The organism is Roseateles sp. (genome assembly GCF_965262435.1).
Lineage (GTDB): Bacteria > Pseudomonadota > Gammaproteobacteria > Burkholderiales > Burkholderiaceae_C > Paucibacter_A.
In genome coordinates, this window is the sequence record NZ_OZ253537.1 from 3,575,201 (window position 1) to 3,597,209 (window position 22,009).

Here is a 22,009-nt window from a genome sequence, read left to right on the forward strand (position 1 = left end):
GGTCTCGATTCCGCATCAAACCGCAGCGGCAGTATAAGTCCTTCTGCGAACTAAAGTTTGACTTTGGTTCGCCACTGAATTCATCCATCCTGCGCCGCGCCCCCCGATTCACCCGTTCACCTGTTCACCTGTTCACCTGTTCACGCCCCTCAATCCTCCCCATGCCCATGCCCATGGCTGTGCGCCTCCACCGGCATGCTGCGGCCGTCGGCGCCGTCGAAGAAGAAGGGCTTGCGGGCCTTTTGGCGCGGCAGCACCTCGTTCATGCTGCCGACCTCGAAGACCCGGCCGTTCTGCATCACATGGCTGATGCGGTCGCTCTGGCGGATGTCCTTGAGCACATCGCCGTCGATGATGAGCAGATCGGCCAGCTTGCCCACCTCGAGCGAGCCCAGGTCCTTGTCCAGGCCCAGGTAATGCGCCGGGTTGGCGGTGGCGGTGCGGATGGCTTCCAGCGAGCTCATGCCGCCCAGGCCGAACATCCACATCTCCCAATGAGCGCCCAGGCCTTCGCGCTGACCGTGGGCGCCGATATTGGCCTTGACGCCACCGCGCTGCAGCTCGGTGGCGGTGCGGGCAACGCGGATGACGTTGAAGTCTTCCTCGGGCGCGGTCTCGCGGCGCACGCCGCGCGATTCCAGCACCGCGCGCGGCACGTACTTGCTCAGCAGGGGGTGTTTCCAGACCTCCGTGCGTGCGTACCAGTAATGCTCGCCATCAAGGCCGCCGTAAGCCACGTTGAGCGTGGGCGTGTAGCCGACTTGCGTCTGCGTCCAGAGCTGCTTGACGTCGTCGTAGACCTCGGCCACCGGCAGGGCGTGTTCGATGCCGGTGTGGCCGTCGACGATCATGCTCATGTTCAGCTGGAACAGCGAGCCGCCCTCGGGCACCACCATCATGCCGGTCTGGCGTGCGGCCTCGATCACCTGCTGGCGTTGCTCGCGGCGCGGCTGCTGGTAGCTCTTGACGCTGATGGCGCCGGCGGCCTTCTGGCGCTTGAGGTGGCTGAGCGCGTCGTCGAGGCTGCTAACCGGTGCATTGATGCTGCCCTTGGCGCCGTAGAGGATGGAGCCGGTCGAGTAGATGCGCGGGCCGGTCACCAGGCCGGCGCGCTGCATTTCGGCCTGCGTGAAGATGTCGCCGTTGCGGTTGGACGGGTCATGGATGGTGGTCAGGCCAAAGGCCAGCGATGCGTAGTTGATCCAGCTTTGCTGCGGGATGATTTCGCTCTCGCCCATGCCGCCGTGCCAGTGCGCGTCGATCAGGCCGGGGATGATGGTCTTGCCGCGCGCGTCCAGGCGCTTGGCGTCGGCCGGGATCTGCACCTGATCGGCGCGGCCGATGGCGGCAATGCGGTTGCCCTGCACGACGATCACGCCGTCTTCGATCACCTCGTCGCCCTTCATGGTGGCGATGCGGGCGCCGCTGATGGCGATGCGGCCTGTGGGCTTGTCGCTGGCCTGGCTGAAGCCGATCTTGCGGCCGGCCTGCTGCACTGTCTCGGGCTTGAAGGCGCTGGCCACCGGCTTGCCCTCAGCGTCCACGGCCGCGGGCGGGAAGGCCTCGGCCAGGCGGGCGCTGAAGAGCTCGTCGCCATGGTTGAACCAGAGCTGCTGGCTGTCGCCGCTCCACTGCATGTCCTCGCCGGCCACCACATCGAGCTGGCGCACCGGCAGTGCGTCCATCTTGGGGCCGACGGTGATGGTCTTGCCGGCCTGCGGCAACGGCGTCACATAGGCATGGCTGCGCTCGACAAAGCCCAGCCACTGGCCATCGGGAGAGAGGCTGTATTCGCTGACGTACTCGCTGCGCGCGACTTCGGTTTCGCTGCGGTCCTTGAGCTCGATGCGCCAGAGCGAGCGGCGCGAATCGACCTCATTGCTCATGCTGGAGCGGCTGACAAACAGGGCGTCATTGCGGGCACCGAACTGCGGGCTGTCGCCGTCCTTGCTGATGCGCTGTGGCTCGCCGCGGCCATCGGCGGCGGCCAGGTAGACGCCGTTCTCCAGGCCATGCCAGGGCGTGGTCAGGTAGCCGCCTCTGGCCTTGACGTAGGCGATCTGCCGGCCATCGGGTGAGAAGCGCGGCGAGAGGTATTTGCCTGGCGCCTTGGTGATCACGGTCTCGCGGCCGCTGGCCAGGTCCAGCTTGCGCACGCTGCCGAGCTTGTCGTCGTTCCAGCTCACATAAACCAGCTCGCGGCCATCGCGCGAGAAGCTGGGGAAGAACTCAAACGCCTCGCCTTGCTGCTGGGTCAGGCGGCGCGGCGCCGCGTCCGAGCGCAGATCCTTGAGGTAGAGGTGGCCCAGGGCCGAGTAGACGACTGACTTGCCATCGGGCGCGGTGTTGACCCAGCGCAGCTGCTTGACGGCGAACTGGTCGGGCGCCACCTCCTGCGGCGTGCGCAAGGCCTCGCGCACCTCGCGCTGGTCTTTCACATGGAAGGGGATCTCGGCGGCCGTGCTCTTGAAGGGGTCGACACGCCAGAGCTTGCCCTGGGCCCAGACGACGATCTGTTTGGCGTCCGGCGTCCAGGCAAACGCCGGGTAGACGCCGTTGATGGACCAGCTTTCCTGCAGATCACGCTCGAGCTGGCCCCAGGCGGCGAATTCGCGGCCGCTGCTCAGGTCCTTGAGGAAGAGCGTGCTTTGGTTGCGCACGCGGCGCACAAAGGCCAGGTACTTGCCATCGGGCGAGGGGGTGGGGCGGATGGCGCCGCCGGCGCCTTGCACAAAGGCCTCGACCGTGCCGTCACTGAGGTCCTGGCGGAAGATCTTGAAGATCTCGCCGTTGGAATTCTTGTTGTATTCGAAGCTGCGGCCCGGCGTGGTGTCTTGCGAGTAGTAGAGGTATTTGCCGTCGGGCGAGAGCGCGGGCTCGCCCAGGTCTTTCTGCCAGTTGGGCTTCTCATTCAGCTGCACACCCTTGTTGCCGGCCGCGGCGCCGTCCACATGGAAGAGCCAGATCTCGCCCGAGCCGGCCGAGCGGGTGCCGGTGTAGTGCTTGCGCGCGGCGATGTACTTGCCGTTGGGGTGCCAGACCGGGTTGTTGAGCAGGCGGTAGTCTTCCTTGGTCACGGCGCGGGCGCCGCTGCCGTCCGCATTCATCACCCAGATGTTGTCGCCGCCGCCGGCGTCGCTCTGGAAAGCGATCTGGCGGCCATCGGGCGAAAACCGGGCTTGCTGCTCCCAGGCGATGGAATGGGTCAGGGGCTTGGCCTCGCCGCCCGCGATGGGCAGCAGGTAGAGGTCACCGAGCAGGTCGAAGACCAGCTGCTTGCCGTCCGGGCTCACGTCCACGCTCATCCAGGTGCCGCTGCGGGTGTCGATCTGCACCTGGCGGCCGGTGCCGGGTGGCTGGTTGACGTTCCAGGTTTTCTTGTCGGCCGCTTTTTCAGTCGCCTTTTCGGCAGCCGGGGCTGTTTGGGCGATGCCGCTGTGCACGGCACCCAGCAGGGCGGCGGCCAGGGCGCAGGCGCGCAGGGCGGAGGGGCAGGTCTTGCCCGCGGTGGCGGGGCTTAGAAACGAAGGAGTGGCAGTGGGTGTGCTCATGGTGGACTTGGGTGAAGTGCCGGGCGAGGATAGCGACTGCAGCCCAGCCCAGCCATGGGCAATTGCCCTTTGGAAAGGCGATTGCGGCGAGCTTTGGGCGCATGGCGCGCAATGCGGCTGGGGCCGGTTGGACGAGCCCTGCTTGATAGGGCTTCGTGCGCGCCGTGTGCTTGGCAGCAGCCCGAGCTCGCTTGCCCCTGTGCGTCCTTGCAGACAGACGAAGCCCGGGCCGCGCCTCAAGCTGTGTGTGCGGCCAATCGGGTCGCTCACTTCTGCGAGGACGCGATGGCCATGATGCTGAACTCTCGAACGGGCTGGACACTGCTGCTGGTGCTCAACCTGAGTGCCTGCGCCGGCATGTCGCAGCGGGAACGCGATATGGCAGTCGGTGCGGGGATTGGCGCCGTGGGCGGCTCGGTGCTGACGGGCGGCAGTGCGGTGGGCACAGTCGGCGGGGCCGCGGTGGGGGCGATCGTGGGTAGCGAGCTCGATCGCAACAAGAAGCGCGGCCGCAAGGACCCGCCGGTCCAGGACGCTGAGTGAGCCCGCCATGAGAACCCTTCAAGGCAGCGCACAAACCCTCGCGATCCTGCTGTTGGCGCTAGGCGCCAGCGCCGGCTCGGCGGATCAGTCAAGCCCTCAACAGCAGAAGCAGCAACGCGAGGCCTGTCTAAACGGCAGCAGCGGCCAAGAGCTCCGCAGCTGTTTGAAAGAAATGGTGGCTGCCCGAGCGGCGGCGCGCAAGGGCGAGTTGGACAACGGCGAGTCCCCCGCGGCCTTGCGGGCCAATGCCTTGCAGCGCTGCCAGCGCCTCGGTGCTGAGGACAAACCGGCCTGCGAAGCGCTGGCGCGCCATGAAGGCGAGGTCTCGGGCACGGTGCGTGGCGGCGGTCAGTTGCGCCAGATCACCGTGCGCCAGACCGCGCCACCCAGCCCGGCGGCCGCCTCGTCGGCGAAGGCGCCTTGAGTCAAAGGCCCCAAGCTCCGCTCACTTCGCCCGCGTCGCCTCGACCATACGCTTCATCGCCTCGGCCGCGCTCATCTTGTCGCTGTTCCAGTACTGGCTCACCGCATCCTTGAGCGCCCACTCGATGGCCGAGGGCGCCGCCATGCCGTTGGCGATCGAGGGCAGCAAGGAGGCCGACTTGGCAGCGGCATTGAAGTCCAGGGCCGAGGCCTTGGCGCAGTCGTCGAAGCGATCCATCTTCAGCCCCAGGCGCACCGGGATGCTGCCCTTGCTGAGGTTGAAGGCCTCCTGGAACTCGGGCGACATGACGGCGCTGGCCAGGTCTCTCTGCGCCGCGCTGTTGGCGGGGTTCTTGAGCTTGAACATGGCAAAGGAATCGACCACGTAGATGAAGCTCTTGGCCGTGCCCGGCGCCGGCGTGCAGATGAAGCCCTTGCCGGGCAGGCTGCCGGCGGCCAGGAACTCGCCCTTGGCCCAGTCGCCCATCAGCTGCATCGCCGCCTCGCCCTTGATGACCATGGCCGTGGCCAGGTTCCAGTCGCGCCCGGGGGCGTTGCGGTCGGTGTAGGGCTTGATGCGCTTGTAGGTTGTCAGCACCTTTTCCATGGTCGGGCCGCTCAGCTCAGCCGCCTCGCGCAGCACAAAGGCCTTGCGGTAGAAATCGGCGCCGCCGACGCCGATGGCCACAGTCTCCAGCAGGGTCAGGTCTTGCCAGCTCTGGCCGCCATGGGCCAGGGCGATCACACCGGCTTTCTTGAGGGTCTCGGCTGCGGCGAAGAACTCGTCCCAGCTGTTGGGCACCTTGGCGCCGGTGCGGGCAAACACGGCCGGGTTGACCCAGAGCCAGTTGACCCGGTGCACATTGACCGGCACGGCGATGTAATCGCCGCGGTACTTCATCTGATCGCTGACCACCTGGGGCAGCAACTCATCCCAGCGCTCGGCCCGAGCCACCTCGTTGATGCTGGTCAGCACGCCCTCGCGCGCCCAGGCTTGCAGCGAAGGCCCTTTGATTTGAGCCGCAGCTGGCGCGTTGCCGGACACCACGCGTGAGCGCAGCACGGTGATGGCGGAATCGCCGCCGCTGCCGGCCACGGCGAAATCCTTCCAGCTGTGGCCCTTGGCTTGCATGCTGGCCTTGAGCGCCAGGGCGGCGCGCGCTTCGCCGCCACTGGTCCACCAGTGCAGCACCTCGATATCGCCGGCCTGCGCCTGGCGCAGCAAGCCCGGCTGCAGCAGCGAGATCAGCAGCAAGGCCGCCGCCGTCAGCCTGCTGGTGTTGCTGCTGCGGCGGCGGCGACTTGGCCCCAGGGCGGGATTCGGTTTCATTGGCGGGTCCCCATCTGGGGCCAAGTGCCGCGACATGAGAAGAAGCAGCGGCCCTGGCCTCCATTAATTATTAACATGAAATTAACAGTTTGCCTGCTGAATGCACCGGCGGTGAGCGGGCTATCCCTGAATTGCCGCAGGCAGGCAGACCCGCGCGAGGCAGCCCAAGGGTGGCTGCGCCTGCACCGGCCGCAAGGACACGCGGCCGGCATGGCGTTCGACGATTTCGCGCACGATGGCCAGGCCCAGGCCGCAGCCGGTGCCGTCGTGCGTGGCGCGCACAAAGCGTTCGAACACATGCTCGCATTCGCTCTCGGGCAGGCCCGGGCCGTTGTCCTCGACCTCCAGAAGCACCTGGCCGTCGCTCAGGCTGACGCGCACCGTGACGCTGGCGCCGCGGCCGGCGTAGCGGATGGCGTTGTCGATCAGATTGACCAGGGCCTCGCGCAGCAAGGACTCGAAGCCGCGCACCGGGCAAGGGCTGCTCGGCTCGCCGGATTCGAAGCCGAGGTCGATGCCTGCTGCCAGTGCGCGCGGCACCATCTCGGTCGTCACTTCGCGCGCCAGCTGGCGCAGGTCCAGGGTGCTGCGCGCCTGCTGGCTGGCCGATTCGGGTTCGGCGCGCGCCAGGCTCAGCAGCTGATTGACCAGATGGGCGCTGCGCGTGGCGCTGCTGTGCACCAGTTGCAGCCGGGCCTTCAGGGCCGGGTCCTGGGCGTCCAGCAAGGCCAGCTCGGTCTGGCTCTTGAGCCCGGCCAGGGGCGTGCGCAGCTGATGGGCGGCGTCGCTGATGAAGCGCTTTTGCGCCACCACATTGTGGTTGACCTCGACCAGCAAGCTGTTCATGGCCAGGGCCAAGGAGCGCACCTCGGGCGGCGCGTCGTTGATCTTGATCGGCGTCAGGTCATTGGCGGCGCGGCCCTCGACCTGGCTCTGCAAGACCGCCAGGGGCCGCAGCCCGGTGCGCACGCCGGCCCAGACGATCATGGTCATCAAGGCCATCAGGGCGGACAGGGGCAAGACGGTGTCGAGCAGGATCTGCCGCGCCAAGGCTTCGCGGTTGGTGCTGGAGCGGGCCACCTGGACCAGCATGCTTTGGCCCGGCGAATCGGGCGTGCCATAACGCAGCAGCAGGGCGGCGACTCGCAGGCGCTGCGGTTCTTCGGCTACTTCGGGCTTGGCCGGTCCGCTGGCCGGGCTGTCGGCCGCGCTGCCGGGGCCGCCTTCATCGTTGGCGGCCAGCTTGCCGTTGTAGAAGAAGGGCTCGCCATAGACCGGCTTGGCACCGCGCGGCAGCGGCGGCAAATTGCGGTTGCCGAGGATGAACTGGCCCGGCGGCATGCTGACGGTGTAGAGCACGCGGTCGCTGGGGTCGGCCTCCAGAATGTCCTGCGCGGCGCGCGGGAAATCGATGAACAGGCCGTTGTCCAGGGGCTTGACCTGGCGCGCCAGGGTGCGCGAGGTCTGCGAGAGGCTGGCGTCGATGGTGGTGTTGGCGTAGTGCTCGGCCAGCTTGTAGGTGAACAGCGCGGCCGCCAGCCACAGCACCACCTGGGGCATCAAGAGCCAGACGAAGAGTTGGCGGTGCAGGGAGCGCGCGCTGGTGCTCATGGCGCGGCGGGCGCTCCGCCGGCACTGCTGTCGGCCTCCAGCAGATAGCCCAGGCCGCGCACGGTGCGGATCTGCAGGCCCGAGCCTTCCAGCTTGCGGCGCAGGCGGTGGATGTAGACCTCGACCGAATTGCCGCCGCCGTTCTCGCCGCGGTCCTGCGCCCAAGCGGCCACGATCTGCTCCTTGGTGACCACGCGGTCGCGCTCTTGCAGCAGCAGGTCCAGCAGCAGCCACTCACGCGGGCTCAGCTCCAGCGCCTCGCCTTGCACGCTGGCGCGGCGGGCGGCGCGGTCGAAATTCAGCTGTGCCAAGTCCTGGCCTGCCGCCAGCGGCCGGCCGCGGCGCAGCAGGGCGTGCAGGCGCGCTTGCAGCTCCGGGAAGTCAAAGGGTTTGGTCAGGTAATCGTCGGCGCCGGCGTTCAGGCCCGAGACCCGATCGTCCAGGCTGTCCAAGGCTGTCAGCACCAGCACCGGCAGGCCGCGCCGCGCAGCGCGCAGTCGCTTGAGCACGGTCAGGCCGTCCACCATGGGCAGGCCCAGGTCGAGGATGGCGATGTCGTAGCTGTTCTTGAGCAGGAGGTACTCGGCCACCGCGCCATTGGGCGCGTGTTCCACCTCGAAACCGCTGCGCCGCAATTGCACGGTCAGGGCATCGGCCAGGATGGCATCGTCTTCGGCAAGCAAGAGGTTCATGGCGGCGGGCAGCTGGAGGGTGGTGATTTCATCAATTCAAGGGTTAATACCGAATTAATGAAACATTAACATCGTTAAGAATCCGTTTCAGTTTCAGCGATTCATAACAGGTCAGTGTAATGTCCGATCGCTGTTGCCTCAGCCTTGCCCAAGGTCAGTCACAGGAGACAAATCGACATGAACCATTCCAAGCAATACAGCAGCGTGTGCCGGCGCACCTCGGCTTTGCAGATCAGCCCGGTCGCCGCCGCTTGCGTCACCTTGCTGATCGCGGCGCAATCCGCGCAGGCTCAGGTGGCTGCAGCGCCCGCTGCGCCTGTAGCGACGAAAGCCGAGAGCGCCCAGCAGTTGGAGACCGTGGTCGTCAGCGGCATCCGCCGCGGCATTGAGGCTTCGGTCGCATCCAAGCGCAATGCCGACTCCATCGTTGAGGTGATCTCGGCCGAGGACATCGGCAAGCTGCCCGACGTCAGCATCGCGGAGTCGCTCTCGCGCCTGCCTGGCTTGACGGCGCAGCGCGTCGACGGCCGCGCCCAAGGCATCCAGGTGCGGGGCTTGGCGGGCAACTACGCCGGCACCTTGCTCAATGGCCGCGAAATGGTCAGCACCAGCGACAACCGCGGTGTGGAGTTCGATCAATTCCCGTCCGAGCTGCTCAGCGCCGTCAAGGTCTACAAGACACCGGACGCCAGCCTGGTCGGCCAGGGCCTGGCCGGCACCATCGACATGCAGACCGTGCGCCCGCTCAATTTCGGCGGCCGCCAGCTGGTCATGAACGCCCGCGCTGAACGCAACTCCAACGGCCAGGTCACGCCCGGCCCCGGCGCCAGCGGCAACCGCCTGAGCGCGTCCTATATCGACCAGTTCGCCGACCGCACCATCGGTTTGGCCATTGGCTTCGCCCACCTCGATTCGCCGGGGCAAGAGACCCATTACAAATCCTGGTGGTGGGCCGACACCGGCCCCTGGGGTGACCAGGTGCCTGGCGTGCCCAAAGGCGTGGCAACCTTGAACGGTTTCGAAGACACCGTCACCGCGTCCAAGCAAGTGCGGGACGGCTTGATGGCGGCACTCGAATACAAGCCCAACGACAAATTCCACAGCGTGCTGGACCTGTACTACAGCAAATTCAAGCAGGAGCGCAATTACCGCGGCCTGATGTCGAATCTCGGCGCCACCTGGAATGCGGACACCGAGCCGCAGTACTCCAACGTCAAAGTGGGCGAGATCAACGGCGATCAGTTCGTGACCAGCGCCACGGTGGGCAATCTGAAGCCGGTTCATCTGAGCCAGCACAACACCCGCGACGACGACATCGCCGCCGTCGGCTGGAACAACAAATGGAAGCTGGGCGAGAACTGGGTGGCCGTGGCCGACCTCAGCTACTCGCGCGCCAAGCGCCAAGAGCAGTTCATGGAGCTGAGCGCCGGCGCACCCGGCACCACCTCGCTGGGCATCGATGTGCAGACCGGCAGCGGCATCTCGCAGGTCACGACCCAGTTCAACTACGGCGACGCCAGCAAGCTGCTGCTCAGCGACCCGGGCGGCTGGGGCCGTGACGGCCGCAGCAACTACCCGATGTCGAACGACGAAATCAAGGCCCTGCGCCTGTCGGCCAAACGCGATTTGACCGGCTTCTTCAGCAGCGTGGAGTTGGGGCTGAACCTCAACGAGCGGAGCAAAGACGTCGACATGATGGAGTACCAGCTCAATCTGAAGAACGGTCGTGCGCCGATCGCGGTGCCCGCCAGTTTCTTGCTGGGCAACAGCTCGCTGGCCTTTGGCGGCATTCCGGCCATCGTGTCCTATGACGTGATGGGCGTGAAGGACGCGCTCTACACCCAGACCGAAATCGGTGCGGACCAGACTTTTGCGCGCCACTACGGCGTGTCCGAGAAGGTCAATACGGCCTATGTGCAGGGCAATATCGACACCACCCTCTTCGGCCAACCTTTGCGCGGCAATCTGGGCCTGCAGTATGTGCGCACCAGCCAGGAATCGAACGGCTTTGTCTGGGACGGCAGCAAGGCCGTGCCCATCACCGGCGGCACCAGCTATGGCCGCATGCTGCCCAGCTTGAACCTGGTGTCGGAGCTGCCCGCGAACACCATCGTGCGCTTCGGCCTGGCGCGTTCCAACGCCCGCCCGCGCATGAATGACATGCGTGCCGGCTTCACCGGGGTCGGCGTCGACGCGACCACCAAGACCTGGAACGGAAGCGGCGGCAACCCGACGCTCAAGCCCTGGTTGGCGGACTCGGTGGACCTGTCCTTCGAGAAGTACATCGGCAAGCGCAGCTATCTGTCCTACGCGATCTTCCACAAGCACCTGCTGAACTTCATCGGCTCGGGCACGGTGCAGTACGACTTCACCGGCTTCCCCAACACCGGCAAGCCGCCCGTCGTGCCGATCAGCAATATCGGCAACCTGACCACCTTGCAAAACGGCAACGGCGGCATGGTGGCGGGCTTTGAAGTCGCCGCATCGCTGGAGGCAGCAATGCTGACGCCGATCTTGGACGGCTTTGGCGTGGTGGCCAGCTACTCGAAGACGCGCAGCAACCTCAATGACGATGGCTTCAAGAACGGCATCGACGGCCTCTCCGGCGTGGTGCGCAGCCTGACGGGCTACTACGAGAAGCACGGCTTCTCGGCCCGCATCAGCCAGCGCTACCGCTCGGACTACAGCGCCAAGACCCGCGGCATCTTCTACTCCGAGGCGATCAGCAATATCAACTCGGAGACGGTGACCGATATGCAGATCGGCTACAGCTTCGAGACCGGCAGCCTCAAGGGCCTGGGTTTGCTGCTGCAGGTCAACAACCTGACCGACGAGCCCTATCGCACCAGCGTCAGCGTCGGCAATGCCAAGAACCCGGACAACCTGATGCCCGAGCGCTACACGACCTACGGCCGCCAAGTCTTGCTGGGCGCGAGCTACAAGTTCTGACGCCAACCGGCAGGTGTACGACCCGCCAGCGCCACCCGGCGCTGGTGCTTTCTGATGGCTGCACGCTGGACAGAGAACTGGGATCCCCATGTCACTGAATTTCGCTCGCAAACATGTCGCCGCAGTCCAGGGCTTCATTCCCGCCTGGTGCTTGCTGGCCGTTCTGGCCTTGCCGGCCTGTGGTGGCTCGTCTTCGGGCGGCACACCGCCGGCCCCGGTCCCGACGCCGCCGCCGGCGGAAGAGGGGCTGACCCTGCTGCGCAGCCAAGGCGCGCAATGGGTCAAGGCCAGCGGCACGCCGGTCGCCCTCAAGGGCGCCAATTTGGGCAACTGGCTGGTCCAGGAGTTCTGGATGATGGACCAGGGCGCCCCCGGCGTGGTGGACCAGTGCACGCTGGAGGCCAAGCTCAGCGAGCGCTTCGGCCATGCCGAGAAAGAGCGCCTGATCGCCCTTTACCGCGACAACTGGATGAAGGAGCGCGACTGGGATCAGCTCAAGGCCTTCGGCTTCAACATCGTGCGCCTGCCGATTCTCTGGAGCGTGATCGAGGATGAAAAAAAGCCCAAGACCCTGCGAGCCGATGCCTGGAAATACCTGGACTGGTCGATTGCCGAGGCCAAGAAGCGCGGCATCTACGTGATCCTCGATCTGCACGGTGCCGTCGGTGGCCAGACCCCCAATGACCACACCGGCTGCTCGGGCCAGAACAAGTACTGGAGCAGCAGCGAGTACCAGGACCGCACCCGCTGGCTCTGGGAGCAGATCGCCACCCGCTACAAGGACGAGCCGGTGGTGGCCGCCTACGACCCGCTCAACGAGCCCTGGGGCTCGACGCCGGAAGACATGGCCACACGTGTCACCGAGCTCTACCAGACCATACGCAAGATCGACAGCAAGCACATCGTCATGCTGCCCAGTCACTACGGCAATATCGAGGTCTACGGCGACCCGGCGGCCAAGGGCATGAGCAATGTGGCCTTCGAGCTGCACCCCTATCCCGGCCTCTTCGGAGACCGGCCGAACGATAGCGCCTACGACATCCACCGCGATTGGCTGCGCTGCGGCCCGCAAGGGCAGGGCGGCATCTGTGAGTGGAGCAAGAAGATCACCGCCCTCAAGACGCCGCTGTTGATGGGTGAGTTCCAGCCCTGGCAGGGCGCCGGCCTGGAACTGGGTGGCAAGCTGGGTCGTGCCACCTATGACAGCTACGCCGCCAAAGGCTTTGCCTCGACCAGTTGGTCCTACAAGATCGTCAGCGCCCAGGGCGGCCATGGCCGCGGCACTTGGGGCTTGGTGACCAATGCGGTGGACAGCAGCAAGGACGGCGGCCTGGGCCTGCTGGCCAAGGCCAGCAGCTGGGACTGTGCCGGTTGGAACAGCAGCCTGGCCACGGCCTGCGCGCGCAGCCCGGGCACGATCAAGATCGGCGGCAGCGGCGCCAAGACCTACTACCTGGTCGTCAAGACCGGCGCCACCGGCAATGGTCGGCCCGATGTCAGCTATGACAAGCTCAGCCTGGTCAACGAAGCCAGCAAGGCCGAGATGCTGAACAACGGTGACTTCGGCAGCAGCAGTGGCTGGACCACGCTGAACATCAGCGGCAGCCTGGGCCTGGACTTCAACGCCCGCAACAGCAGCCAGATGCCGACGGGCGGCGAGGGCGCGGTGCTGCGTGTCACCCGGCCTGCCGGCGTGAGCGGGGACATCAATGGCGCGGTCTACCAGGCGGTGACCCTGCAAGGCGGGCAGAGCTACCGCTTCAACGGGGTGTTCAAGGACAACGGCAGCGTGGAAAGCTGGGCCGAGGTCTATCTGCTGGCCCAGCCGCCGGTCGACGGCAAGGATGTGCTCGAGCCCAGCAGCAAGCTGGACTTCAACACGGCATCCCTGGCCGAGATCGAAGCCTTGTTCAAGAGCTTTGGCACCCAGGCTTTGGAGCCTCATCCGGGCTTGCTGCAGCAGCTGAACGGCACGGGCACCACGCTCTACACCTTGCCCGCACGTCCGACCGGGCTCAAGCTCAGCACCAGCAGTGCCGGCGTCAGCTTGAGCTGGGCGGCCAATACCGAAGCGGACCTCAGCGGCTACAAGGTCTATCGAAGCACGCAGCCCGGCGACAGCGCCAAGGCGGTGCTGCTGGCCGAAGGCTTGAAGACGCCGGCCTATGTCGACAGCACGGCCCAGCCCGGTCAGCGCTACTTCTACACCGTGGCCGCGACCGACCCTGAGGACGAAAGCTACCGCAGCGATGAGCTCGGCAGCAACAGCGAGGCGGTCGCCTTGCCGGCCCGCATCGAGGCCGAGGCCTACACGGCCATGTCCGGCATCCAGCTGGAAGACTGCAGCGATGTGGGCGGCGGCAAGAATGTGGGCCACTTCGAACCCGATCGATTCATCGAGTTCAAGGTCTCGGTGGCCAGCGCGACCAACTTTGTCATCGACTACCGCCTGGCCTCGGCCAACGGCAGCACCGGCTTTGAAGTCTGGCTGGGCGATAGCAAGCTGGACAGCCTGGCGGTTCCCAACACCGGTGGCTGGCAGACCTGGAAGACCTACAGCAGTCCGGTGATCCGCATCCCGGCCGGCACGCACAGCCTGCGCATCAAGTCGATCGGCAAGGAATGGAACATCAACTACATCGAGGTGAAGGCCGCGAACTGAGGGTAAGGCGCCATAGGGAGTGGCCCGGGTCTGCCCGGATACTCCAGACGAGCACCTGAACGCGACTTTTGAGGGAACGAACCATGCATCCAGCTCCAGACCCTGTCCGTCGGCATGTGCCCAGCCTCTTGGCTTGCGCGGCCGCCTTGTTCTGCGCCACCGGCCCGGCCGAGGCTGCGCCGCGCCCGATGAAGGACTGGCCGGCCGTAAAAAGCGCCGTCGTTGCCGACCCGGCCATGGAGGCGCGCATCCGGTCCATCGTCGCCGGCATGAGCTTGGCGGAGAAGGTCGGGCAGATGACGCAGCCCGAGATCAAGTACATCACGCCCGAGGAGGCGGGCCGTTATCACATCGGCTCGGTGCTCAATGGCGGCGGTGCCTGGCCGGGCAACAAGCGCGAGGCGACGGTGGGCGAATGGGTGGCGCTGTCTCAGGCTTACCACGAGGCCTTGATGGCCAGCGGCGCGCGCACGCCCATTCCCATCATCTGGGGCACGGATGCCGTGCACGGCCATGGCAATGTGCGTGGTGCCACCTTGTTCCCGCACAACATCGGCCTGGGCGCCGCGGGTGACGCGGGCTTGGTGGAAGAGATCGGTGCGGCCACGGCGCGCGCGGTGCGCGCCACCGGCATCCAGTGGGTGTTCGCACCCACCTTGGCCGTCGCACAGGATGCGCGCTGGGGCCGCACCTACGAGAGCTTTTCCGCCGACCCCATGGTGGTGGCGCGCCTGGGTGCCGCATCGGTGCGCGGTCTGCAAGGCCGGCTCGGCGACAGCGGCCGGGTGGTGGCCACCGCCAAGCATTTCATCGGCGACGGCGCCACCGAGTTCGGCCGCGACCAGGGCCACAGCCTGGTCAGCCGTTCGCAGATGATCAATGTGCACGGCCAAGGCTATTACGCCACGCTGGCGACCGGTGTGCAGACGGTCATGGCCTCCTTCCACAGCTGGACCGATGTGGCTGCCAAGCCGGGTGCCCAGGACTACGGCAAGATGCACGGCAGCCATGAGCTGCTGACCGTGGCCTTGAAGCAGAAGATGGGTTTTGACGGCCTGGTCGTGTCCGACTGGAACGGCATCAGCCAGGTGCCCGGTTGCCGCGACAGCAGCTGCCCGCAGGCCATCAAGGCCGGCATCGATATGGTGATGGTGCCCGAGGACTGGCGCGCCTTCATCCAGAACACCATCGCCCAGGTCGAGCGCGGTGAGATCCCAATGTCGCGCATCGACGATGCGGTGACGCGCATCCTGCGCGTCAAGCTGCGCGCCGGCCTGTTTGAAACCTCGCCGCGCCAAAGCGTGGTGGCCGGCCAAGCCGAAGCCTTGCTGGCCCGCGATCTGGCTCGCCGTGCCGTGCGCCAGACCCTGGTGCTGTTGAAGAACGAGCGCGGCGCGCTGCCGTTGGCCCAGGGCAAGCGCATCCTGGTGGTGGGCAAGAGCGCCGACAACCTGGCCAACCAGGCCGGTGGATGGAGTATGACCTGGCAGGGCACGGACACGCAGAACGCCGACTTCCCGGCTTCGCAGTCCATCTTGTCGGGCATTCGTGAGCTTGCCGGCGCGGCGCATGTGAGCTTCAGCGCCGATGGCGCCGATGTGGACCCGCGCCAGTTCGATGCCGTCATCGCTGTTATCGGCGAGACGCCCTACGCCGAAGGCGTGGGCGACATCTCGCCCTCCAGCACCTTGCAGCACAGCCGGCGCTACCCGGAAGACCTGGCCGTGCTGCGTGCCGTCAGCGGCCGTGGTGTACCGGTGATCACCGTGTTTCTGAGCGGCCGCACGGTCTACGCGAATGACTTGTTGAACCTGTCCGATGCCTTCGTCGCCGCCTGGTTGCCGGGCAGCGAAGGTGCGGGTGTGGCCGATCTGCTGTTCAAGAACGAGGCTGCCCAGGCGCCCCATGACTTCCGTGCCAAGCTGCCCTTTGCCTGGCCCTCGGCGCCCTGCGTCAGCGCCAAGAGCGCACCCTTGTTCAAGCCGGGCTATGGCCTCAGCTATGCCAAGCCGGGTGCCGTGCGGCAGCTGCCGGTCAGCGTTCGCAGCGGCGGCTGCGATGTCTCCAAAGAGCTGCTGATCTTCCGCCAGACCGGTCAGGGCCCGTACCAGATGCATGTCGGCAGCCCCAGCGGCGCCTGGCCCAACCGCGGCCTCGGCTCCGACCTCAATGCCGTGCTGGAGGCCCCGACCGATCAGCCCGCCGTCCGTGTCTCGACCAGCCAGATCAACACCCAGCAAGACGCCAAGCGCCTGGTCTGGATGGGCCCGGCCACCTTCCACATTGGTTCCAACCAGCAGGCGGACTTGACCGTCTATCCCGCACCCGCCCTGGTGTTTGACCTGCTGCCGGAGCAGGCGCCGCAAGGCCCGGTGCGCCTGCGCATGGAATGCGGCCCGGGCTGCGGCGGCACGCTGGACTTGCAGCGTGTGCTCAGCGCTTTGCCTAACGGTCAGCGCCACAGCCTGAAGATCCCGCTCGCCTGCTTCGCCGCCCAAGGTGCGGATCTGAGCCGCATCGGCTCGCCCTTCAGCCTGACGGCCGATGCACCGTTCGCCGCCGCCTTCGCCAACATCCGCGTCCGGGCCGGCGCCGCCCAAGAGCCCGATGCGCTGAACTGCGCCCAATTTTCTCCCGTCCCCTGAACATGACTTCCAAGAACGACAACTCCTCCAGCGGCACTGTCTTGCGCCGCGATTTCCCGCCTGACTTCCGCTGGGGCTGCTCCACCTCGTCCTACCAGATCGAAGGCGCGGTGCATGAAGACGGCCGCGGCGAATCCATCTGGGACCGCTTCTGCAGCGAACCCGGCCGCATCCGCGACGGCAGCAGTGGCGCCGTGGCCTGCGACCATTACCACCGCTGGCCCGAAGATCTCGACATGGCAAAGCAACTGGGCGTCAATGCCTACCGCTTCTCCATCGCCTGGCCGCGCCTGCTGCCGCAAGGCCGCGGTGCCGTCAATGAAAAGGGTTTGGACTTCTATTCCCGTCTGGTCGACGGCATGCTGGAGCGCGGCCTGCAGCCCTGGGCCACGCTCTACCACTGGGACCTGCCTCAGGCCTTGCAAGAGCAGGGCGGCTGGGCCAATCGGGCCACGGTGGATGCCTTCCTCGAGTACACGGAGCTGGTCGCTCGTCGCCTGGGTGACCGGGTCAAGCACTGGATCACCCACAACGAGCCCTATTGCACCGCCTTCCTCGGCAACTTCGAGGGCAACCATGCGCCGGGGCTGAAGGACCACAAGACCGCCTTGCTGGTCTGCCACCACCTGCTGCTCTCGCACGGCCGCGCTGTGCCCCTGATCAAGCGCCTGGTGCCCGATGCGAACGTGGGCATCACCCTGAGCCTGCACCCGATCTCGCCGGCCAGCGACAGCGCCGAGGATGCCGCCGCCGCGATCCGCCACGACGGCCTGCGCAACCGCTGGTTCCTGGACCCGCTGCACGGCCGCGGCTACCCCGAGGATGTGCTGGCCTTGCTGGGTTCGGATGCGCCGCAGTTGCTCAGCAATGACCTGCGAGAGATCGCCACGCCCACCGATTTCCTGGGCGTCAATTACTACTTCCCTGAGCGGATAGCAAACGCCCCGGGCGTGGCGCCCATCGCCACCCGCGTGGTCGAGACGCCCGGCGTGGAGCGCACCGCCTTCGGCTGGGAGGTGGACCCGGAAGGCATGGTCACCCTGCTGACCCGCATCCAGCGCGACTACGCGCCCAACTGCGTCTACCTGACCGAGAACGGTTCGACCTTCGAGGACGAGATGCTGCCCGATGGCCGTGTCGAGGATGTGCAGCGTCGCAGCTATCTGCAGCGCCACCTGGCCGCCGCCCAGCGAGCCATGGCGGCCGGCGTGCCCTTGAAAGGTTATTTCGCCTGGAGCCTGCTCGACAACTTTGAATGGGCCGAGGGCTATCTGCGCCGCTTCGGTTTGAGCTATGTCGACTTTGAAACCCAGCAACGTACCCTGAAGGCCAGCGGCCAGTGGTATGCCCAGTTCCTGCAGCCTGGAGAGGCGGACCGATGAAACACGCGAACAAAGCATGGGGCAAGCTCGCCTTGCTGGTCGCAGCAAGCGCAGCCCTTGCGGCGGCCCAGGCGCAGACCAAGCCGACTGCTACTCCCGCTGCAGCACCGCTGAAGGCCGAAGTCATCCACTGGTGGACCTCGGGTGGCGAATCGGCCGCCGTCAAGGCCCTGGCCGACGCTTACAGCGCCGCCGGTGGCGCCTGGAAGGACACGGCCGTGGCCTTGGGCGAGCAGGCACGCTCGGTGGCGATCAACCGCATCATCGGCGGCAACCCGCCGACCGCCGCCCAGTTCAACACCTCCAAGCAGTTCCTCGATGTGGTGGACCAGGGCTTGCTGAACAACATCGACGAGGCCGCCGCCGCCGGCAAATGGGAGCAGGTCCTGCCCGAGACGGTGCTCAAGGTCATCAAGGTCAAGGGCCATTTCTATGCCGCGCCGGTCAACATCCACATGCCGGCCTGGATCTGGACCTCCAAGGCCGCCTTCAAAAAGGCTGGCATCGCGGCCGAGCCCAAGACCATGGACGAGCTCTTTGCCGCGCTCGACAAGCTCAAGGCCGCGGGCCTGATCGGCCTGGCCCATGGCGGCCAGCCTTGGCAAGACAACACGGTGTTTGCCGCCGTGCTCAGCAATGTCGGCGGCCGAGAGCTCTACCTCAAGGTCATGCGCGACCGCGACCCCAAGGCCATCATGTCGCCCGAGTTCAAGAACGTGCTGCTGAGCTTCAAGCGCTTGCAGTCCTATGTGGACAAGGGCTCGCCGGGCCGCAACTGGAACGACGCCACCGCCTTGCTGATCAATGGCAAGGCCGGTGTGCAGTTCATGGGCGACTGGGCCAAGGGCGAATTCGCCCTGGCCAAACAGGAAGCCGGGCGCGACTACGGCTGCATCGCCGGCTTCGGCCCCAACTCGCCCTACATCATCCAGGGTGATGTCTTGGTCTTCCCCAAGACCAACCTGCCCGAGGCCATCAAGGCGCAGAAGCTGCTGGCCACCGTGGCCACCTCACCGGCCACGCAGATTGCCTTCAGCATCAAGAAGGGCTCGATCCCGGCGCGCAGCGATGTCGATGCCAGCCAGCTCGATGTCTGCGGCCAGCAGGGCGTGGCCATCATGAAGGATAAGTCGCGCCACCTGGGCAATGGCGAGGTCTACCTGACGCCGGATCAGAACGGCGCCATGCAGGACATCGTCACCGCTTACTGGAACCGCAACATCCCGGTCGAGAAAGTGCAGAAAGACCTGATCTCTGCGCTCAACAGCAACTGATGGCCAGCCACTGATGTCGAGCAAACCACGGCTTTCAATCTTTCGCAGGCTCACACCCTGGGCGGCCTTGCTGCCCATGGCGCTGACGGTGCTGCTGGGCTACCTCGGTGCGGTGCTGTGGAGCCTGCGCGTTTCGCTCAGCAGTTCACGCACCTTCCCCAAGGACGACTTCGTCGGCCTGGCCCAGTACGAGCGCCTGTTCGGCAACGAGCGCTGGCTGCTTTCGCTCGAGAACCTGGCCGTCTACGGCCTGCTCTTTATCCTGGCCTGCATGGTGATCGGCTTCTTGCTGGCCGTGTTCATCGACCAGAAGGTGCGTGGCGAAGGGCTCTTGCGCACCATCTTTCTTTATCCCTACGCCATGTCCTTCGTGGCCACCGGTCTGGTCTGGCAATGGGTGCTGAACCCGAGCGACGGCATCCAGCAGGCCGTCCGGCAGATGGGCTTCGAGAACTTCACCTTCGACTGGATCATCGACCAGGACAAGGTCATCTACACCGTGGTGATTGCCTCGGTCTGGCAAGCCTCGGGCTTGGTGATGGCCCTGCTGCTGGCCGGCTTGCGCGGCATCGATGAGGACATCTGGAAGGCCGCCCGCATCGACGGCATCAAGCCCTGGCGCGTCTACCTGTCCATCGTCCTGCCCATGCTCGGCGCTTCGTTCGCCACCGTTTTCGTGCTGCTCTTCACTGCGGCGGTCAAGGTGTTCGATGCCGTGGCTGCCATGACCCAGGGCGGGCCCGGCACGGCCAGCGATGTGCCGGCCAAATTCATCATGGACCACCTCTTCGGCCGCGCCAATGTGGCCCTGGCGTCGGCAGGCGCCATCGTGCTGCTGCTGACGGTGCTGGCCCTGGTGGCGCCGTTTTTCTACGCACGCAGCCGCAAGGCGATGAAGGGGAAGGGCGCATGAGCCACTCTGCTGTCATGATGAAAACTCAAGCCGCCCGACGCGCCCAGGCGCGGGGGCGCTTCAATCCGGCCCGCTGGGGCATCTACGCCTTCCTGCTGACCGCGGCCCTGTTCTTCCTGGCTCCGCTCTACATCATGCTGGTCACCTCCTTCAAGACCATGGAGGAGATCCGCCTGGGCCAGCTCTTCGCCCTGCCCATGAATACCACGATCGAGCCCTGGCGTGCGGCCTGGAGCGAGGTCTGCACGGGGGTGTCCTGCGAGGGCATCAGCGCCGGTTTCTGGAACTCGGTCGCCATCGTCGTGCCCAGCACCATCCTGCCGGTCTTGATCGGCGCCTTGAACGGCTATGCGCTGAGTTTCTGGCGGCCGCGCGGTGCCAATGTGCTGTTCGGCATCCTGATGCTGGGCGCCTTCATTCCCGTGCAGGTGATGATTTACCCGCTGGTCAAGGTGATGGCGGCCGTGGGCCTCTACAGCTCGTTGCCCGGCATCGTGGCCGTGCACCTGATCTTCAGCATGCCGGTGATGACCTTGCTGTTCCGCAACTACTACAGCGCCATTCCGCAGGAGTTGTTCAAGGCGGCGCGCATCGACGGAGGCGGCTTCTGGCGCATTTTTGTCCAGCTGATGCTGCCCATGTCCACGCCCATCATCGTGGTCGCGGCCATCATGCAGGTGACCGGGGTCTGGAACGACTACATCCTCGGCCTGGTCTTCGCCGGCCGCGAGCATCTGCCGATGACGGTGCAGCTGAACAACGTCATCAACACCACCACGGGTGAGCGGCTCTACAACGTGAACATGGCAGCCACCATCCTCACCTCCATGGTGCCGCTGCTGGTCTATTTCGTCTCCGGACGCTGGTTTGTGCGCGGCATTGCGGCCGGCGCGGTCAAAGGTTGATTGAGAGAACAATGATGACAACGACGAGCCCACAGCCCAAGAGTGGCGTCAGCATCCGCGAGCTGTGCATTCGCTTCGATGGCAACGAGGTCATCAAAGGCCTGAATCTCGAAATCCATGAGGGCGAGTTCCTGGTCTTGCTCGGCCCCTCGGGTTGCGGCAAGTCCACCTTGCTGCACAGCATTGCCGGACTGACCGAGTTCGAAAGCATCGCCGAAGGAATCGTGGAAATTGGCGGTCATGACATGACCTTCGCCGACCCCAGCGAGCGCGGCATCGGCATGGTGTTCCAGTCCTATGCCCTCTACCCGACCATGACGGTGGAGAAGAACATGTCCTTCGGCCTGCGCGTCGGCGGCTGCCCCAAGGACGAGGTGCAGCGCCGCGTGCAGCGGGTGGCGGCGATGTTGCAGCTGGAGGCCTTGCTGCAGCGCAAGCCAGCGCAGCTGTCGGGCGGTCAACGCCAGCGCGTGGCCATCGGCCGTGCCCTGGTCCGCGAGGCGGCGGTGCTGCTGTTCGACGAGCCCCTGTCCAATCTGGACGCCAAGCTGCGCGGCGAACTGCGCCGCGAGTTGAAGCTGCTGCACAAGACGCTCGGCTCGACCATGATCTACGTCACCCATGACCAGGTCGAGGCCATGACACTGGCCAGCCGCATCGTGGTGATGCGCGCTGGGGTGATCCAGCAGATCGGCGCGCCGACCGAGGTCTATGAGCGCCCCGCCAATTTATTTGTCGCCGGTTTTCTGGGTGCGCCGGGCATGAACTTCGTGGCCGGCAAGCTGCTGCGCCATGCCAGCGGCGGACTGTCTCTGGCCGGCGGCTTGAACGTCGACTTGACGAACTACCCCTTTCAGCAGCCCCCGCAGCATCAGCAGGAAGTGCTGCTGGGCATACGGCCCGAGCATGTGCGCCTCGACCCGGGTGGCGCCTGGTTGGGCTCGGTGCACCTGATAGAGCCCATGGGCAACCATCAGGTGGTCTGGCTCAAGTCGGGCAGCCAGCTGCTGGCGGCCATCGTAGAAGACCATGTGCGGCTGCAGCCCGATCAGGAACTGGGTTTCGACCTGGACCTGGCACGCGCTTCCCTGTTTGACCAGCGCAGCGAACAGCGGCTCTGAGGCGCCGC

General features: G+C 65.9%; 14 protein-coding genes. 10 read left to right on the plus strand and 4 right to left on the minus strand.

Going from position 1 to position 22,009, the window contains the following annotated elements:
- Positions 1-149: 149 nt before the first annotated feature.
- Complete coding sequence (locus ACQY39_RS15450; protein WP_428507677.1) at positions 150-3,551, minus strand: amidohydrolase family protein; 3,402 nt, start codon at positions 3,549-3,551, stop codon at positions 150-152.
- Between the two features lie 291 nt (positions 3,552-3,842).
- Between ACQY39_RS15450 and ACQY39_RS15455 the strand changes: the two genes are divergently transcribed.
- Positions 3,843-4,094 carry a glycine zipper 2TM domain-containing protein gene (locus ACQY39_RS15455; RefSeq protein WP_263517261.1) on the plus strand — a complete coding sequence of 84 codons (252 nt, stop codon included), beginning with the start codon at positions 3,843-3,845 and terminating at the stop codon, positions 4,092-4,094.
- 7 nt (positions 4,095-4,101) lie between these two features.
- The gene (locus ACQY39_RS15460; protein ID WP_428507679.1) at positions 4,102-4,518 is read left to right on the plus strand and encodes a hypothetical protein; all 417 of its coding nucleotides are present in this window, start codon (positions 4,102-4,104) and stop codon (positions 4,516-4,518) included.
- Between the two features lie 21 nt (positions 4,519-4,539).
- Here the strand turns inward: ACQY39_RS15460 and ACQY39_RS15465 are convergent, their stop codons facing one another.
- The 3 genes from ACQY39_RS15465 to ACQY39_RS15475 form a co-directional block, all read right to left on the minus strand.
- On the minus strand, positions 4,540-5,847 hold the full coding sequence (locus ACQY39_RS15465) for an ABC transporter substrate-binding protein (protein ID WP_428507681.1): 1,308 nt from the start codon (positions 5,845-5,847) through the stop codon (positions 4,540-4,542).
- A gap of 120 nt (positions 5,848-5,967) precedes the next feature.
- Positions 5,968-7,458, minus strand: coding sequence for a sensor histidine kinase (locus tag ACQY39_RS15470; RefSeq protein WP_428507683.1), 1,491 nt, complete (start codon positions 7,456-7,458; stop codon positions 5,968-5,970).
- On the minus strand, positions 7,455-8,150 hold the full coding sequence (locus ACQY39_RS15475; RefSeq protein ID WP_263517257.1) for a response regulator transcription factor: 696 nt from the start codon (positions 8,148-8,150) through the stop codon (positions 7,455-7,457). Before ACQY39_RS15475 ends, ACQY39_RS15470 begins: the two co-directional genes overlap by 4 nt.
- 177 nt (positions 8,151-8,327) lie before the next feature.
- Between ACQY39_RS15475 and ACQY39_RS15480 the strand changes: the two genes are divergently transcribed.
- The 8 genes from ACQY39_RS15480 to ACQY39_RS15515 all read left to right on the plus strand — a co-directional run bounded on the left by ACQY39_RS15480 (position 8,328) and on the right by ACQY39_RS15515 (position 22,001).
- Positions 8,328-11,099: a TonB-dependent receptor gene (locus tag ACQY39_RS15480; RefSeq protein WP_428507685.1), complete on the plus strand. Its 2,772-nt coding sequence runs from the start codon at positions 8,328-8,330 to the stop codon at positions 11,097-11,099.
- Positions 11,100-11,187: 88 nt separating this feature from the next.
- Positions 11,188-13,761, plus strand: a complete 2,574-nt coding sequence (locus tag ACQY39_RS15485; RefSeq protein WP_428507687.1) for a cellulase family glycosylhydrolase — start codon at positions 11,188-11,190, stop codon at positions 13,759-13,761.
- A gap of 83 nt (positions 13,762-13,844) precedes the next feature.
- Positions 13,845-16,406, plus strand: a complete 2,562-nt coding sequence (locus ACQY39_RS15490) for a glycoside hydrolase family 3 N-terminal domain-containing protein (protein ID WP_428507689.1) — start codon at positions 13,845-13,847, stop codon at positions 16,404-16,406.
- A 2-nt stretch (positions 16,407-16,408) separates the two neighbouring features.
- On the plus strand, positions 16,409-17,788 hold the full coding sequence (locus ACQY39_RS15495) for a GH1 family beta-glucosidase (RefSeq protein WP_428507691.1): 1,380 nt from the start codon (positions 16,409-16,411) through the stop codon (positions 17,786-17,788).
- On the plus strand, positions 17,785-19,062 hold the full coding sequence (locus tag ACQY39_RS15500) for an ABC transporter substrate-binding protein (protein WP_428507693.1): 1,278 nt from the start codon (positions 17,785-17,787) through the stop codon (positions 19,060-19,062). The genes ACQY39_RS15495 and ACQY39_RS15500 overlap by 4 nt, the downstream gene beginning before the upstream one ends.
- A gap of 13 nt (positions 19,063-19,075) precedes the next feature.
- On the plus strand, positions 19,076-19,975 hold the full coding sequence (locus tag ACQY39_RS15505) for a carbohydrate ABC transporter permease (RefSeq protein WP_428507695.1): 900 nt from the start codon (positions 19,076-19,078) through the stop codon (positions 19,973-19,975).
- Positions 19,976-19,992: 17 nt separating this feature from the next.
- Positions 19,993-20,880: a carbohydrate ABC transporter permease gene (locus ACQY39_RS15510; RefSeq protein WP_428510840.1), complete on the plus strand. Its 888-nt coding sequence runs from the start codon at positions 19,993-19,995 to the stop codon at positions 20,878-20,880.
- 14 nt (positions 20,881-20,894) lie between these two features.
- The gene (locus ACQY39_RS15515; protein WP_428507697.1) at positions 20,895-22,001 is read left to right on the plus strand and encodes an ABC transporter ATP-binding protein; all 1,107 of its coding nucleotides are present in this window, start codon (positions 20,895-20,897) and stop codon (positions 21,999-22,001) included.
- Positions 22,002-22,009: the final 8 nt, after the last annotated feature.

Bases quoted from the DNA above. Each gene is read 5' to 3' on its own strand.
- ACQY39_RS15505 (WP_428507695.1), top strand. From the start codon at position 19,076: ATGTCGAGCAAACCACGGCTTTCAATCTTTCGCAGGCTCACACCCTGG.
- ACQY39_RS15500 (WP_428507693.1), top strand. From the start codon at position 17,785: ATGAAACACGCGAACAAAGCATGGGGCAAGCTCGCCTTGCTGGTCGCA.
- ACQY39_RS15485 (WP_428507687.1), top strand. From the start codon at position 11,188: ATGTCACTGAATTTCGCTCGCAAACATGTCGCCGCAGTCCAGGGCTTC.
- ACQY39_RS15460 (WP_428507679.1), top strand. From the start codon at position 4,102: ATGAGAACCCTTCAAGGCAGCGCACAAACCCTCGCGATCCTGCTGTTG.
- ACQY39_RS15515 (WP_428507697.1), top strand. From the start codon at position 20,895: ATGACAACGACGAGCCCACAGCCCAAGAGTGGCGTCAGCATCCGCGAG.
- ACQY39_RS15450 (WP_428507677.1), bottom strand. From the start codon at position 3,551: ATGAGCACACCCACTGCCACTCCTTCGTTTCTAAGCCCCGCCACCGCG.
- ACQY39_RS15480 (WP_428507685.1), top strand. From the start codon at position 8,328: ATGAACCATTCCAAGCAATACAGCAGCGTGTGCCGGCGCACCTCGGCT.
- ACQY39_RS15475 (WP_263517257.1), bottom strand. From the start codon at position 8,150: ATGAACCTCTTGCTTGCCGAAGACGATGCCATCCTGGCCGATGCCCTG.
- ACQY39_RS15490 (WP_428507689.1), top strand. From the start codon at position 13,845: ATGCATCCAGCTCCAGACCCTGTCCGTCGGCATGTGCCCAGCCTCTTG.
- ACQY39_RS15495 (WP_428507691.1), top strand. From the start codon at position 16,409: ATGACTTCCAAGAACGACAACTCCTCCAGCGGCACTGTCTTGCGCCGC.
- ACQY39_RS15455 (WP_263517261.1), top strand. From the start codon at position 3,843: ATGATGCTGAACTCTCGAACGGGCTGGACACTGCTGCTGGTGCTCAAC.
- ACQY39_RS15465 (WP_428507681.1), bottom strand. From the start codon at position 5,847: ATGAAACCGAATCCCGCCCTGGGGCCAAGTCGCCGCCGCCGCAGCAGC.
- ACQY39_RS15510 (WP_428510840.1), top strand. From the start codon at position 19,993: ATGAAAACTCAAGCCGCCCGACGCGCCCAGGCGCGGGGGCGCTTCAAT.
- ACQY39_RS15470 (WP_428507683.1), bottom strand. From the start codon at position 7,458: ATGAGCACCAGCGCGCGCTCCCTGCACCGCCAACTCTTCGTCTGGCTC.